Here is a 13996-nt window from a genome sequence, read left to right as displayed (position 1 = left end):
GCGCAGCGGCCAACTATTTTATGTTCAGCTATGGTGCCGTTATCGACGCCAATATGATGCAAAATGCGTTTGAGACCAACGCGCAGGAAGCAACCGCCCTTTTCACGCCGCGCATGGCTTTATGGTTACTGATATTAGGTATTATCCCCGCCATTATTATCTGTTTCGTGCGTATCCGAGCGACGCGCCCTTGGTGGTATATGCTGGGGCTAAGAGCCGCCAATATTCTGGCATCAGTCGTTATTATTCTGCTGATCGCGGCATTATTTTATAAAGATTACGCTTCGCTTATCCGGAATAATAAAAGCATTGTTAAAATGCTAACACCGTCCAATTTTGTTAGTGGTAGTTTTCAATTCGCCAAACATAAATATTTCGCCAGTAATATGTCATTAGTGACAATCGGGGAAGATGCCCATAAAGGCCCCTTAATCAGCGGACAACCAAAGAAAACACTGGTGATATTAGTGGTGGGCGAAACCGCTCGCGCAGAGAATTTCTCATTAGGTGGTTATGAGAGGGAAACCAATCCACGACTGAAAAAACAGGATGTGACCTATTTCAAGAATGCATCATCCTGCGGCACTGAAACGGCGGTATCCGTGCCTTGTATGTTCTCAAATATGCCGCGTAAAAATTATGATGCAACACTTGCCAGCCATCAGGAAGGTTTGATGGATATTCTCGCCCATGCCGGGTTGAATGTGTTGTGGCGTGAAAATGATGGTGGCTGTAAAGGTGCCTGCGATCGCATTCCTCATCAGGACGTCACACAACTGCAATTAACCACTGATTGTGAGAATGGTGTTTGCATGGATAATGCATTGCTCTACAAGTTAGATAATTATATCAATGGGCTACAAGGCGATGGTGTGATTGTGTTACATCAGATGGGCAGTCACGGCCCGGCTTACTATCGCCGATCCACACCAGAGGTACGTCAGTTTGCTCCTACCTGTGATAGCAACCAAATTCAGGATTGCACGCCACAGGAACTGGTCAATACCTATGACAATTCCATTCTTTATACTGATGTGATGCTCGATAACACCATCAAATTACTGCAACAGCATAATGATAGATTTAACACTGCACTGGTTTACCTCTCTGACCACGGAGAATCGTTAGGTGAAAATGGCATGTATTTACATGGCACGCCCTATATGTTTGCCCCCAGCCAGCAGACACATATTCCTTTTTTGATGTGGTTGTCGCCTGAATACACCAAAAACTATGGCATTGATCGCCAGTGTTTGTCCGATAGCGCGCAACATGATGAGATTTCACAAGATAATCTCTTCCACACCATTTTAGGGATGATGAATGTTCAAACTACTGAATATCAATCTGGAATGGATTTGCTACAAAAATGTCGAAGTTAAGGCAAACCGATATAAAGTAGTCATAAATAAATAGCCGATAGATATCTATATTGATGCCAGCGTACCCTCCGCTGGCATTTTTTTCTTGACCTAGACCGATCGGTCTATTAATCTTTCGAGCATGAATAAAACACAGCACGCACATGTAGACACCCGTGAGCACCTGTTAGCAACTGGTGAGAGCCTCAGCCTACGCCTCGGTTTTAATGGCATGGGTCTCAGCCAGTTACTCACGACTGCGGGTATCCCTAAGGGTTCGTTTTATCACTATTTCCGCTCGAAGGAAGTATTTGGTGAGGCGATGCTACAGCGCTATTTTGATCGCTATGATGCACAGATGGCAACCCTGTTAACCGGCTCGCAAGGTGATAAGCGCCACCATCTGCTGCACTATTTTGCTCAAGCGATTGCTAACTATTGTGGCAGTGAATGCCACAATGCTTGTCTGGCGGTTAAACTATCAGCTGAAGTGAGTGATTTATCCGAACCTATGCGTCATGCGTTAGATATCGGCACTGCTCGCGTCATTGGTCGTTTGCAAGATGCCATCGAAGCCGGCGTTGAAGAAGGCTCTTTGCGTATTACGCTTTCCCCTGCGGCAACCGCAGAAACGCTCTATGCCTTGTGGCTAGGCGCTTCGTTGCGAGCGAAGGTGAAACGATCAGTTGCGCCGCTGACCTGTGCGCTAGAAAGTATCGAACTGATTTTACAACCCGCTCAATAATCCAATGATCCTGAATGTTATGTTTTTTTATTTTCAGGGTTTACCCAGTCACTAGACGACTGGTCTATTAATATAGGACGCACCATGAAGACTGCTAAACTGTTCTCCCCTTTGAAGGTTGGCGCGCTCACTTTGCCAAACCGTGTATTTATGGCTCCACTGACGCGTTTACGCAGTATTGAGCCAGGTGATATTCCTACTCCATTAATGGCTGAATATTATCGTCAACGCGCCAGTGCAGGTTTGATTATCACTGAAGCGACTCAGATTTCTTTCCAGGCGAAAGGCTACGCTGGCGCTCCGGGGTTGCACACTCAGGAGCAGTTAAACGCCTGGAAAAAAATCACGCAAGCTGTGCATGATGAAGGTGGACATATTGCCGTGCAACTGTGGCATGTTGGCCGTATCTCACACAACAGTTTACAGCCAGGCCAACAAGCACCTGTTGCGCCATCAGCCATTGCCGCAGATACCCGCACCACCGTTCGTGATGAAACGGGTGCCTGGGTTCGTGTTCCCTGCTCTACGCCGCGCGCACTGGAAACAGAAGAGATCCCTGGCATCATTACTGATTTTCGCCAGGCAACAGCCAATGCCCGTGAGGCTGGGTTTGATTATATTGAATTGCATGCGGCCCACGGCTATTTATTACATCAATTTATGTCTCCGGCATCAAACCAGCGTACTGACCAATACGGTGGCAGCATTGAAAACCGAACTCGCCTGACCTTAGAAGTGGTTGATGCCACAGCGGCTGAATGGGGCGCTGAGCGTATTGGTATCCGTATTTCACCTTTAGGCCCGTTCAATGGTTTGGATAATGGTGAAGATCAGGAAGAAGCGGCGCTGTATCTGATTGAAGAATTAAACAAACGCCATATCGCTTATCTGCACATTTCCGAGCCAGACTGGGCTGGCGGTAAGCCTTATTCAGATGCATTCCGCGATGCTGTGCGTGCCCGCTTCAAAGGGGTGATTATCGGCGCAGGTGCCTATACCGCAGAAAAAGCCGAAAGCCTGATTGAGAAAGGATTTATTGATGCCGTTGCCTTTGGTCGCAGCTATATTTCCAACCCAGATCTGGTTGAGCGTTTGCAGCAAAACGCACCACTGAATGAGCCTGACGGTGAAACCTTCTACGGCGGTGGCGCTAAGGGCTATACCGACTATCCAAAGCTGTAAACCCTGCTTAGTTGTAAATCAATTTCTCTGCTCACGGTCAGGCAATATGCCTGACCGTTATCATTTGCAGTCTATTCATTTTCTGTAACCCATTGAACTGATTTAATTACCAAGGCTATACTTAAACTTGGTTTCATTCACTCTTGCCCATAATTCAGGCAACATATCAACAGAGGGTATTATGCGCCTACTCCATACCATGATCCGCGTCGGTGATCTGCAACGTTCCATCGATTTCTACACCAAGGTATTAGGGATGCGTTTGCTGCGTACCAGTGAAAATACCGAATATAAATACTCACTGGCATTCGTCGGCTACAGCGATGAGAGCGAAGGCTCAGTGATCGAGTTGACCTATAACTGGGGCGTAGACAGCTACGAGATGGGAACGGCATTCGGTCATTTGGCTTTGGGGGTGGATGATGTTGCTGCCACCTGCGACCAAATTCGCAATGCTGGTGGCAAAGTGACCCGTGAAGCAGGCCCGGTCAAGGGCGGTAATACTGTTATTGCTTTTGTCGAAGATCCAGACGGTTACAAAATAGAGCTCATCGAGAATAAAAGTGCCGGACACGGCCTCGGAAACTGATTAGCAAGAAGGCACCTGCACGGTGCCTTTTTTCTCATCTCGATATCCCCCTGCATCCCACGCCAAAATTTGACATAATGCGTGCTGAATTCGATGAAGATAAGAAACTGATGGCAGATAAAAGTGACCTTAACGCCCTGAGTGGCCGTTTTCGTGGGTATTATCCCGTAGTAATTGATGTAGAAACCGCCGGTTTTAATGCTCAAACTGACGCATTATTAGAGATTGCTGCCGTCACCTTGCAAATGAACAAGGACGGTTGGCTGCTGCCTGATGAAACGCTACATTTTCATGTAGATCCGTTCGAAGGTGCCAATCTGGAACCCGAAGCGCTGGCATTTAATGGAATAGACCCCACCAATCCATTACGTGGCGCAGTGAGTGAACATGATGCATTACATGCTATTTTCAAAGCTGTGCGCAAAGGGTTGAAAGAACAAGGCTGTAACCGCGCCATTATCGTCGCGCATAATGCGCATTTTGATCACAGCTTTGTGATGGCCGCGGCAGAACGCGCCAGCTTGAAGCGTAACCCGTTCCACCCATTTGCCACTTTCGACACCGCAGCACTTAGTGGGCTGGTTCTGGGGCAAACCGTATTGGCAAAAGCTTGCCTGACGGCAGGTATTCCGTTTGATAGCAGCCAGGCTCACTCTGCTTTGTACGATACAATGCAAACAGCGAAACTATTCTGTGAGTTGGTCAATCGTTGGAAGAAATTGGGTGGCTGGCCGGTGCCAGCGGGCGAATCTGAGTAACCTAACTCAAGTCAATAATTGCAAATTCACTATTAAAAAAGGTGGCCTGAGAGCCACCTTTTTGTTTATTACCTAAGCTGGCAGTTCATTACTCTGCTGCAGGCTTTTCTTCTTCAGTACGGTATTTATCTGCGGTCTCTTTCAACAGTTGTTGCAGTTCACCACGCTGATACATTTCCATCAGGATGTCGCAACCGCCCACCAATTCGCCGTCAACCCACAGTTGTGGGAAAGTTGGCCAGTTAGCGTATTTTGGCAGCTCAGCACGGATATCCGGATTCTGCAGAATATCAACGTAAGCAAAGCGTTCGCCACAAGCAGATAGCGCCTGTACAGCCTGAGCAGAGAAACCGCAGTTTGGCAGCTTTGGTGAGCCCTTCATGTAAAGCAGGATTGGATTTTCTGCTATCTGGCGCTGAATTTTATCAATCGTCGTCATTTCTTGCTTCCTCAAGCCATTTAGTGGCTACAATACTTAGAACCTATCCATTAGGGCTATTTTATTATTGCGTCCAGCCTATTGTAGCGACTGTCACCACTGGAATAAAACGCCATCTTTTGCAGGGGTTTTACTCGGTTAGTTGTGGGTTATATTATCAGCTACAAATATGTGCATTTAGAATAACATTTTTGATCCCTTCTCTTCATTATTATCTTCACTGAGGGATAGCAGAAATTCGGGTCGACTAACCTGTTGACGTATGGTTGATTTAAGTTCATTAGCCGTGTGAAAAAACGACAATTGCGACGCCATTAACGTTTTCTCACAATATCGACTAAAATCCTGTAGCTCTCCGCTTTTTTATATCCGGAGTTTCGGCAATACTGTGACTCTTCATATTCATTTCAGGGCCAAGGTTGGTAGCGTTATTATGCGTTTAATACTTACGCTGTTTGTGCTGCTGTTTACCCAGCTATTTCTAAACCTCGCACATGCGTCGCCGCAGGCTCACGTCTCGGCTGAGCAAAAGAAAGGCCAAGTCAGTCAGGCCAGTCCTGATGACCGTAAAAAGCGTAAAGCTGATAAAAATACTAAAAAAGCCAAAATTGATAACAACAAAACCAATAGTAAAAATGTGACAAATAAAATAGCGACCAATAACGATAAAAAGAAAACGGCAGCTACCGCCAGCAAAACCATTAAGAAAAAGGCACAGGAAGTCAGCAAACCTACCAGCCCAAAAGTCACTAGTAGCAAAAAAACAAATATTAAAACTGCTAGCAATAAAAAAGCGACAGTTAAAAAAACCGAAAAAGTGGCTTACGGCCGTCATCGCAATAAAACCCAAGGTAAAGCCGCGACCGAATTAGTAGCAAACAGTAAAATAAAACTCAGCCCTGCGCATAAAAAACGCTATCAGCATGCTAAGCAGACAGCAATGAGCAAACTGATGAAGCAAGTGGGGAAACCTTATCGCTGGGGTGGCACCTCCCCTAATACAGGTTTTGATTGCAGCGGGCTTATTTACTACGCCTATAAAGATGTCATCAGAATAAAAATGCCACGCACTGCTAATGAAATGTATCATTTGCGTGATGCGGCACCGGTTAAGCGCGCTGAATTAGAAAGTGGTGATTTAGTGTTCTTCAATATTGCTAATCGCGGTGTTGCTGATCATGTCGGCGTTTATTTAGGTAACGGCAAATTTATTCAGTCACCACGCACCGGTGAAGAAATTCGTATCAGCATGCTAGACAACGACTACTGGCAAGATCATTATGTTGGCGCTCGTCGTGTTGTGACACCGAAAACTATCCGCTAAACCAAGCACCGCACCCGGTAGCCCTATCGGGTGCTTATTATCTGTCAAACACACCTGTCAAACATACCTATCAAACTTCAAACAGCCAATATCCCATCAAATGGTATGGTTATACCTGTCATTCCGGTTAAAAGTTGTTAAGATTAATACCCACAATAAAAATACAACAATTACGATTTTAACCGCTCCTCACCACATCTTAGTGAGCTAACGTTCGGATTTGAGGAGCAAACACCCTGAGCAACCCCGAAAGGAGAGAGCTATGTCTTTTGAATTACCGGCATTACCTTATGCACAAAATGCACTGGAACCGCACATTTCTGCTGAAACGCTGGAATACCATTACGGCAAGCACCACAACACCTATGTGGTAAACCTCAATAACCTGATCAAGGATACTGAGTTTGCAGGTAAATCCTTGGAGGAGATTGTCAAAACCTCCAGTGGCGGTATTTTTAACAATGCAGCGCAAGTTTGGAACCACACCTTTTACTGGCACTGTTTGTCACCTAATGGCGGTGGCGAACCGACAGGAAAAGTCGCCGATGCCATTAATCAATCCTTTGGATCTTTTGCTGAATTTAAAGCGCAATTTACTGATGCGGCAGTAAAAAACTTTGGCGCGGGCTGGACCTGGCTGGTCAAAAAAGCGGATGGCACGTTAGCTATTGTCAGCACATCAAATGCGGCGACACCGCTGACGACCGCTGATAAGCCATTGTTAACTGTAGATGTGTGGGAGCACGCTTACTATATTGATTATCGTAATGCGCGACCAAAATATCTGGAGAATTTCTGGGCGCTGGTGAATTGGTCTTTCGTTGAGAAAAACTTAGCCTGATAAGACAAGAAGCAAAAGACGCCGTGTAATCATATTACCAACAGAAATAATTAAGGGCGGGTTAACCGCCCTACTTATCACTTCACACCGGCATGCGGCTTAATTAATTCATGACCGCCACGAAGCTAAAGACAATAATCATCGCCAGTGCACCAACAGTCGTAATCAGCGACATTTTCAGATTGGTATCCATAAGAACTCCTCAGCCGGTTTATTTTAGTAGGGTAAAGGCACATAGTTAGTGCGTTAAATTATTTTCCCACAGTTAAGAAAAAAAATCTTGTGCTCATTACGCACTTTATAACATTGATTACCTCTTCCACTTTCCCTCCAGATCAGACAAAATTCGCAGTTCATAACTGTATGCCGACTAATAACGTCTAATAAATACTCTCAGACGACCATCTGACTTAGCTCTCCAGCCTACTATCTTGTTTCTGTCTGAGCGGTGTTCGAGTCATGCAGGCAAACGATTAACATAATACTTACCTGCTGTAACAGGTGAGCTTAGGAGTCATTCTTTTTATGGCAACGATTAAAGATGTGGCCAAACACGCGGGTGTGTCCACTACCACCGTTTCGCACGTTATCAACAAAACTCGTTTCGTCGCCGAAAACACCAAGGCCGCTGTGTGGGCGGCCATTAAAGAACTGCATTATTCACCGAGTGCTGTGGCGCGCAGTTTAAAAGTTAATCACACTAAATCAATTGGCTTGTTGGCGACATCCAGTGAAGCCCCCTATTTTGCCGAAGTGATCGAAGCGGTTGAAAATAGCTGTTATAGCAAAGGCTACACTCTGATTTTATGTAACTCTCATAATAATCTTGATAAACAAAAAGCCTATTTGGCGATGCTGGCACAAAAGCGTGTTGATGGCTTATTGGTGATGTGTTCAGAATATCCGGAACAGTTACTGGGAATGTTAGAGGATTATCGCAATATTCCGATGGTGGTGATGGATTGGGGGACTGCCCGTGGCGATTTTACCGACTCGATTATTGATAATGCATTTGAAGGCGGTTATTTAGCTGGCCGTTATCTTATTGAGCGTGGTCACCGCGATATCGGGGCTATCCCCGGCCAATTATCGCGTAATACCGGTGGCGGTCGCCATCAGGGCTTCCTAAAAGCATTAGAGGAGGCCAACATCACGCTGCGAGAAGAATGGGTGGTTCAAGGTGATTTTGAGCCAGAATCCGGCTATAAAGCCATGCATCAAATTCTGACACAAAAGCATCGTCCGACTGCTGTATTCTGTGGTGGCGATATTATGGCAATGGGCGCGATATGCGCCGCAGATGAATTAGGTTTGCGTGTACCACAAGATATTTCGGTGATCGGGTATGATAATGTGCGTAATGCTCGCTATTTCTCACCGGCGTTGACCACCATTCATCAGCCGAAAGAGCGATTGGGTGAAACGGCTTTTGCTATGTTGCTCGACCGTATTGTCAGCAAACGCGAAGATCCTCAAACCATTGAAGTACATCCTAAACTGGTCGAACGTCGTTCTGTTGCTGATGGCCCATTCCGCGATTATCGTCGCTAAGCACAGTTATCGCCCTAAACATTTAGTCTGCCGGTAGCGCCCTGTTACCGGCGGCTAATTCTGCCGTATATCATCATCCGTGCCATTATCATCTTTTAACCACTCATCATTTAACGTGACACTGTCACTCAAGTACTCCAACATCCAGGCTAAGGCTGGGGAATGGTTGTTCTGCTCCCACGTCAAGCAACACGGGCTAGCAGGTAAGGGTTCCGCGAGTGTTAAGGCTGCCAGTTTCCCTTGTGCAATCAGGGGCGATACCATATGAGCGGGCACCATGCCAATACATAACCCCTCACACAGACAGTCTATGCCCGTCGCCCAATCCGGTGCCACTAATCGCTGTTGGTTATCCAACGTCCAGGTATCTCGTTTCGGCAAATTTCGCGCCGTATCCTCTAAACAGAGGGAGGGATAAGGCCGCAACTGATCGTCGTTAAGTGGCCCGGTTAGCTGCGCTAAAGGGTGATTAATACTCACTACGCAATGCCAGGTCAGAAAACCCATGTCACGGAAGACAAACCGCCCACCAACAGGGATGGCACGAGTCGCACCAATGGCCATATCCGCTTGCCCATCTACCAGCGCATCCCAAACGCCGTTAAAGACTTCATAGCGCACCCGCAATTCGATATCGGGAAAATGGCGATAAAAATCCAGTACTAAACGGCGACTTCGCTGAGGTTTGACGATTTTATCAACCACGATATTTAATTGCCCGCGCCAGCCATTCGCCACTTGTTGACATTGACGACGTGTGTCATTCATTTTTTTGATAACATCACGCGATTCTTTAATAAAAACTTTGCCTGCTTCGGTCAATTCCACATCCCGATGGCGTCGCGCAAAAAGCGGCACAGCTAACCACTCCTCCAATTGACGCACGGTATAGCTTATCGCAGACGGCACGCGGTGCAATTCTTGCGCAGCAGCACTAAAACTCCCAGTGCGCGCAACAGCATCCACCACATCCAATGAGTATTCTGACCACATGGTTTGGCGCTTCCTTTAGACGGAGTATTTGATATCAATTTTTTTGATAGCATGTCGCAAATATTACCGTTTCACAACCGAATATCGCGTCGTTAGAATGCCCCCCGCAATTAATTTTCGATAACAAAAGTTTTACCTGCAAAAACTATAATGAGAAACAAATAATGAAAACGACATCGAGCTTCATGTTCTACCTGGCCGGTTTGAGCATGTTGGGGTATCTGGCCACTGACATGTATTTGCCCGCCTTTGGTGCCATGCAACAAGAACTCCAAACTTCCGCCGGCTCCATCAGCGCCAGCCTCAGTATCTTTCTCGCAGGTTTCGCTATCGCCCAACTTATCTGGGGACCCGTTTCGGACAAAATAGGCCGCAAACCGGTGCTGTTAGCTGGATTGGGTTTATTTGCCATCGGCTGCCTGGGAGTTTTATGGGTTGAAACTGCGGCGCAGTTATTAGTTTTGCGCTTTATTCAGGCGGTGGGGGTCTGTTCCGCTGCGGTGAGCTGGCAAGCTTTAGTGGTCGATCGTTATCGCGACGGCAAGGCCAACCGAGTATTTGCGACCATTATGCCATTAGTGGCGTTATCCCCTGCGCTCGCGCCATTACTGGGTGCCTGGTTATTAAACCATTTCAGCTGGCGTTCAATTTTTGTCGTGCTATTGGTGATTACCCTGCTGCTACTGATTCCGACCGCCTTGCTTAAGGAACGGAAAAAAACAGCATCGGATAACGTAGATAAAAACAAAAACGCTATTAGTTTCTGGCAGTTGCTGAAGTCTCCGGTATTCAGCGGTAACGTGATGATGTTTGCTGCATGCAGTGCCGGTTTTTTTGCCTGGCTAACGGGTTCACCTTTTATTTTAGGCGATATGGGATATAGCCCGAATGTTATTGGTTTGAGTTATGTTCCACAAACATTAGCCTTTCTACTGGGGGGGTTTGGTTGTCGTAGTGCATTGAGCCGAATCAAGGGAAACACCCTGCTGCCGTGGCTATTAGCGGGTTATGCTATCAGTATGATCGCACTCTATCTGATAGCAACGCTGACGACGCCCACACTGGTGACCTTACTTATTCCATTCTGCTTAATGGCGCTTGTGAATGGTGCCTGCTACCCTATTATCGTAGCAAATGCATTAATGCCCTTTCCAGCCAGTACGGGTAAAGCAGCAGCGTTGCAAAACACACTACAACTGGGCTTGTGTTTTATTGCCAGCATGCTGGTGTCGGCCTATATCAGCCAACCTTTGCTGGCAACCGTCACTGTGATGCTGTCAACGGTAGCTTTAGCCGCATTGGGATATGGCATTCATTGCTATGCGTTGAGGAAAGAAAAAGTCCATACTGATAATAATGACTATAATTGCGTGGAGTCATAATTCCTTGTAAAAATAGTCACTAAGCGAAATTTAGGCCGGGAAAGATTTAGTATTGAGAAAGCTTCCCGGCAAGCCTATACTCGGTTTAACCAATTAGAATATCATTTAAAAAAAGCATTATCTTAAGCACTTACTGGACGCGTGGATTGCGTCACATTTACTCTTATGGATGAGTAGCCCTAAATTAGGGTTTCTTCTTAATCTTCCTCTGTCCGTAATGGATACCAGACACCAACTTTATTGGTATGTATCTGCGCATATAGATTTTATCGCGGGTCATAAGTCAGAAGAAAGTGATGGAGAAGCTATGAGTTCATCCTGTATAGAAGACCAGAGTATTCAAGAAAATCCGTGGTTTCGCATTGTACAAGAAATGCTGAGCCGCGCTGATATTGAAATCAATGGCTCACGTCCCTTCGATATTAGAGTTAATAATCCAGACTTCTTTAAGCGGGTATTACAAGAAGGATCTTTGGCATTAGGTGAGAGTTATATGGATGGCTGGTGGGAATGCGATCGACTGGATATTTTCTTCCAGCGCGTTCTCAGGGCTGGTCTGGAGCATCAACTTCCACACCATTTCAAAGATACTTTACGCATTGCAGCCGCACGTATTATCAATTTGCAATCAAAGAAACGAGCCTGGATTGTCGGCAAAGAACATTACGATCTCGGTAATGATCTATTTAGCCTAATGCTCGACCCCAACATGCAATATTCTTGTGCCTATTGGAAAGATGCGGCCACCCTTGAGCAAGCGCAGGAAAATAAATTGCAGATGATCTGTGAGAAGCTGCAATTAGCGCCTGGCATGAAACTACTCGATATTGGTTGTGGCTGGGGCGGGCTTGCCGCTTACGCCGCGCGCCATTTTGGAGTGTCGGTTTCAGGGGTAACGATTTCAGCTGAACAACAGAAATTGGCACAAAAACGCTGCGAAGGTTTGGATGTCACTATTTTGCTGCAAGATTATCGCGACCTGGATGAACAATTCGATCGTATAGTCTCGGTGGGAATGTTCGAACACGTCGGCCCTAAAAATTACAACACCTACTTTGAGGTAGTTAAGCGTAATTTAAAACCTGACGGATTATTCTTGCTGCATACCATCGGCGCTAATCGTACCGACCTGAGTGTTGACCCGTGGATTGATAAATATATTTTCCCCAATGGGTGTCTGCCGTCGGTACAACATATTGCCAAGGCCAGCGAACCTTATTTCATCATGGAAGATTGGCATAATTTCGGGGCAGATTACGACCGAACATTAATGGCCTGGTATGAACGTTTCCAAGCAGCGTGGCCAAAATTAGCTGAGAATTACTCGCCTCGATTTGAGCGGATGTTTAGCTATTATCTGAATGCCTGTGCCGGTGCATTCCGCGCCAGAGATATTCAATTGTGGCAGGTATTATTCAGCCCCAACGGGGTAGAAGGCGGTATTCGGGTCGCTCGTTAATGTCTAGCGTGATTCTTTTTTAAAAAGGCAGGAGCACATCAGCCCTGCCTTTTATCATGCTATGCGCGAGCGACTTTTTCAGCCGCTGCTGCTACCTGAGCAATTTCGCGTTGCGCCAATACGCGCTCAACGGTATCCACTACAGCCTGTGTTTGTGGGTCTATTTCAATATTCACCCGATGCCCCAGTCGTTTTTTACCTAATGTGGTTCGCGCCAGTGTTTCCGGAATCAAATGGACGCAAAAACGGTTACCCACCACCTCGCCGATGGTCAGACTGATACCATCAATACCGATAAAGCCTTTGTGTAATACATATTTCATTAAATCGTCGCTGGGCAGTCGAAACCAGATCTGACGGTTATTTTCTGAGGTATATATTTTGGCTATTTCAGCGGTACAAATAATATGACCGGACATAAGATGCCCGCCAATTTCATCACTAAATTTAGCGGCCCGCTCCAGATTAACCACATCGCCGACTTTAATATCACCCAAATTGGTAATACGCAGCGTTTCCTTCATTAAATCAAAACTGACTCGATTTCCATTAACTTCTGTCACTGTCAAACAGCAGCCATTGTGGGCCACTGAAGCACCTAATGCTAATTCAGGTAACATTTCAGTTGGCATTTCGACTACATGGGTGCGGAAGTTGGATTTCTCGTCAATGGCAACCACTGGCGCGGTGCCTTGAACAATACCGGTGAACATACGCCATGCCTCTTATCTGTAGAAAAAAGTTTAATTGCCTTGATTTTGCCTCAGAAGATAAGGAAAACCAAACCACTTAGACTAAAAATCTGTATTCGCGTTATTTCATTGAAACTGAATGACAAGGATTGCTTAAGCTCGACGGGGAGGTACAATCTTTTATACTCTTCGTGTTCCAAGAGTATTATGTTTTCCCGCTATTTTATTTATCGGCTACAAAACGATAAATTATCGCTACTGAAATTATAACTAGGTTATACCCATGCATCGTGAAGAACGATGGGTAGATAAAGGTGCATACGTGCAGAAGTATATCGTCGAAGCGCGTAGCTTGTTGGCTCTCGCTATTCCTGTTGTTATCGCGCAATTGTCCCAAACCGCCATGGGTGTGGTTGACACTATTATGGCCGGTTCTGTCAGTGCAACCGATATGGCTGCGGTGGCGGTGGGGACCTCAATCTGGTTACCGGCTATCTTATTTGGTCACGGATTATTGTTGGCGTTGACGCCGACGGTAGCCCAACTTAATGGTTCCGGGCGGCGCAACCAAATTGCTCATCAGGTCAGACAGGGATTCTGGCTGGCATCCTGTGTCTCGGTATTAATTATGGTGGTCATCTATAATAGCGACCACGTGATTAAGCAGATGCACAACATTG

Annotated in this window: 15 protein-coding genes; 11 read left to right on the top strand and 4 right to left on the bottom strand. The window is 46.1% G+C overall.

Translation table 11 applies throughout. The features are described from left to right. From eptA to rnt, 5 genes are all read left to right on the top strand, one after another. A partial coding sequence (gene eptA / locus ACNSO8_RS09190; RefSeq protein WP_418394426.1) for a phosphoethanolamine transferase EptA occupies positions 1-1382 on the top strand: 1382 nt, incomplete at its 5' end. A 121-nt stretch (positions 1383-1503) separates the two neighbouring features. Then, positions 1504-2106: a TetR/AcrR family transcriptional regulator gene (locus tag ACNSO8_RS09185; RefSeq protein WP_019083059.1), complete on the top strand. Its 603-nt coding sequence runs from the start codon at positions 1504-1506 to the stop codon at positions 2104-2106. A gap of 84 nt (positions 2107-2190) precedes the next feature. Continuing rightward, the gene (locus tag ACNSO8_RS09180) at positions 2191-3288 is read left to right on the top strand and encodes an alkene reductase (protein ID WP_046050965.1); all 1098 of its coding nucleotides are present in this window, start codon (positions 2191-2193) and stop codon (positions 3286-3288) included. A 181-nt stretch (positions 3289-3469) separates the two neighbouring features. Further along, entirely contained in the window at positions 3470-3877 is a 408-nt protein-coding gene (gloA, locus tag ACNSO8_RS09175) for a lactoylglutathione lyase (RefSeq protein ID WP_005165939.1), read from the top strand. A gap of 110 nt (positions 3878-3987) precedes the next feature. Further along, complete coding sequence (gene rnt, locus ACNSO8_RS09170; protein ID WP_005169454.1) at positions 3988-4635, top strand: ribonuclease T; 648 nt, start codon at positions 3988-3990, stop codon at positions 4633-4635. Positions 4636-4723: 88 nt separating this feature from the next. Here the strand turns inward: rnt and ACNSO8_RS09165 are convergent, their stop codons facing one another. Continuing rightward, positions 4724-5074 carry a Grx4 family monothiol glutaredoxin gene (locus tag ACNSO8_RS09165; RefSeq protein ID WP_004390185.1) on the bottom strand — a complete coding sequence of 117 codons (351 nt, stop codon included), beginning with the start codon at positions 5072-5074 and terminating at the stop codon, positions 4724-4726. Positions 5075-5507: 433 nt separating this feature from the next. On the opposite strand from ACNSO8_RS09165, the gene ACNSO8_RS09160 reads away from it, so the two are divergent. Together ACNSO8_RS09160 and sodB are read left to right on the top strand one after the other, a co-directional pair. Beyond that, positions 5508-6398, top strand: coding sequence for a C40 family peptidase (locus tag ACNSO8_RS09160; protein WP_019079326.1), 891 nt, complete (start codon positions 5508-5510; stop codon positions 6396-6398). Positions 6399-6660: 262 nt separating this feature from the next. Next, on the top strand, positions 6661-7239 hold the full coding sequence (sodB, locus tag ACNSO8_RS09155) for a superoxide dismutase [Fe] (protein ID WP_046050966.1): 579 nt from the start codon (positions 6661-6663) through the stop codon (positions 7237-7239). 103 nt (positions 7240-7342) lie between these two features. On the opposite strand, the gene ACNSO8_RS09150 is transcribed toward sodB, so the two are convergent. Beyond that, positions 7343-7432 (bottom strand): YnhF family membrane protein, encoded by a 90-nt coding sequence (locus tag ACNSO8_RS09150; protein WP_019079325.1) that lies wholly within the window; start codon positions 7430-7432, stop codon positions 7343-7345. Positions 7433-7764: 332 nt separating this feature from the next. On the opposite strand from ACNSO8_RS09150, the gene purR reads away from it, so the two are divergent. Further along, the gene (gene purR, locus ACNSO8_RS09145) at positions 7765-8790 is read left to right on the top strand and encodes an HTH-type transcriptional repressor PurR (protein ID WP_005165644.1); all 1026 of its coding nucleotides are present in this window, start codon (positions 7765-7767) and stop codon (positions 8788-8790) included. A gap of 54 nt (positions 8791-8844) precedes the next feature. Here purR and punR read toward each other — a convergent pair whose 3' ends face one another. Next, the gene (gene punR, locus ACNSO8_RS09140; RefSeq protein ID WP_418394425.1) at positions 8845-9783 is read right to left on the bottom strand and encodes a DNA-binding transcriptional activator PunR; all 939 of its coding nucleotides are present in this window, start codon (positions 9781-9783) and stop codon (positions 8845-8847) included. A gap of 164 nt (positions 9784-9947) precedes the next feature. Between punR and punC the strand changes: the two genes are divergently transcribed. Then, positions 9948-11165: a purine nucleoside transporter PunC gene (gene punC, locus ACNSO8_RS09135; protein WP_019079323.1), complete on the top strand. Its 1218-nt coding sequence runs from the start codon at positions 9948-9950 to the stop codon at positions 11163-11165. A 307-nt stretch (positions 11166-11472) separates the two neighbouring features. Further along, positions 11473-12624 (top strand): cyclopropane fatty acyl phospholipid synthase, encoded by a 1152-nt coding sequence (gene cfa, locus ACNSO8_RS09130; protein WP_019079322.1) that lies wholly within the window; start codon positions 11473-11475, stop codon positions 12622-12624. Positions 12625-12683: 59 nt separating this feature from the next. Here cfa and ACNSO8_RS09125 read toward each other — a convergent pair whose 3' ends face one another. Beyond that, complete coding sequence (locus ACNSO8_RS09125) at positions 12684-13337, bottom strand: riboflavin synthase (protein WP_019079321.1); 654 nt, start codon at positions 13335-13337, stop codon at positions 12684-12686. Positions 13338-13638: 301 nt separating this feature from the next. Between ACNSO8_RS09125 and ACNSO8_RS09120 the strand changes: the two genes are divergently transcribed. After that, positions 13639-13996: MATE family efflux transporter (locus tag ACNSO8_RS09120; RefSeq protein WP_418394427.1), on the top strand; the 358-nt coding region annotated here is incomplete at its 3' end.

The organism is Yersinia sp. LJYL362 (assembly GCF_048323875.1).
The sequence above is the reverse complement of the archived record's forward strand: the minus strand, read 5'-3'. Positions and strand labels throughout refer to the sequence as shown.

Excerpts from the sequence above, each read along its gene's own strand:
- rnt (WP_005169454.1), top strand. The coding sequence starts at position 3,988 with ATGGCAGATAAAAGTGACCTTAACGCCCTGAGTGGCCGTTTTCGTGGG.
- ACNSO8_RS09150 (WP_019079325.1), bottom strand. The coding sequence starts at position 7,432 with ATGGATACCAATCTGAAAATGTCGCTGATTACGACTGTTGGTGCACTG.
- punC (WP_019079323.1), top strand. The coding sequence starts at position 9,948 with ATGAAAACGACATCGAGCTTCATGTTCTACCTGGCCGGTTTGAGCATG.
- cfa (WP_019079322.1), top strand. The coding sequence starts at position 11,473 with ATGAGTTCATCCTGTATAGAAGACCAGAGTATTCAAGAAAATCCGTGG.
- gloA (WP_005165939.1), top strand. The coding sequence starts at position 3,470 with ATGCGCCTACTCCATACCATGATCCGCGTCGGTGATCTGCAACGTTCC.
- sodB (WP_046050966.1), top strand. The coding sequence starts at position 6,661 with ATGTCTTTTGAATTACCGGCATTACCTTATGCACAAAATGCACTGGAA.
- purR (WP_005165644.1), top strand. The coding sequence starts at position 7,765 with ATGGCAACGATTAAAGATGTGGCCAAACACGCGGGTGTGTCCACTACC.
- ACNSO8_RS09185 (WP_019083059.1), top strand. The coding sequence starts at position 1,504 with ATGAATAAAACACAGCACGCACATGTAGACACCCGTGAGCACCTGTTA.
- ACNSO8_RS09165 (WP_004390185.1), bottom strand. The coding sequence starts at position 5,074 with ATGACGACGATTGATAAAATTCAGCGCCAGATAGCAGAAAATCCAATC.
- punR (WP_418394425.1), bottom strand. The coding sequence starts at position 9,783 with ATGTGGTCAGAATACTCATTGGATGTGGTGGATGCTGTTGCGCGCACT.
- ACNSO8_RS09180 (WP_046050965.1), top strand. The coding sequence starts at position 2,191 with ATGAAGACTGCTAAACTGTTCTCCCCTTTGAAGGTTGGCGCGCTCACT.
- ACNSO8_RS09125 (WP_019079321.1), bottom strand. The coding sequence starts at position 13,337 with ATGTTCACCGGTATTGTTCAAGGCACCGCGCCAGTGGTTGCCATTGAC.
- ACNSO8_RS09160 (WP_019079326.1), top strand. The coding sequence starts at position 5,508 with ATGCGTTTAATACTTACGCTGTTTGTGCTGCTGTTTACCCAGCTATTT.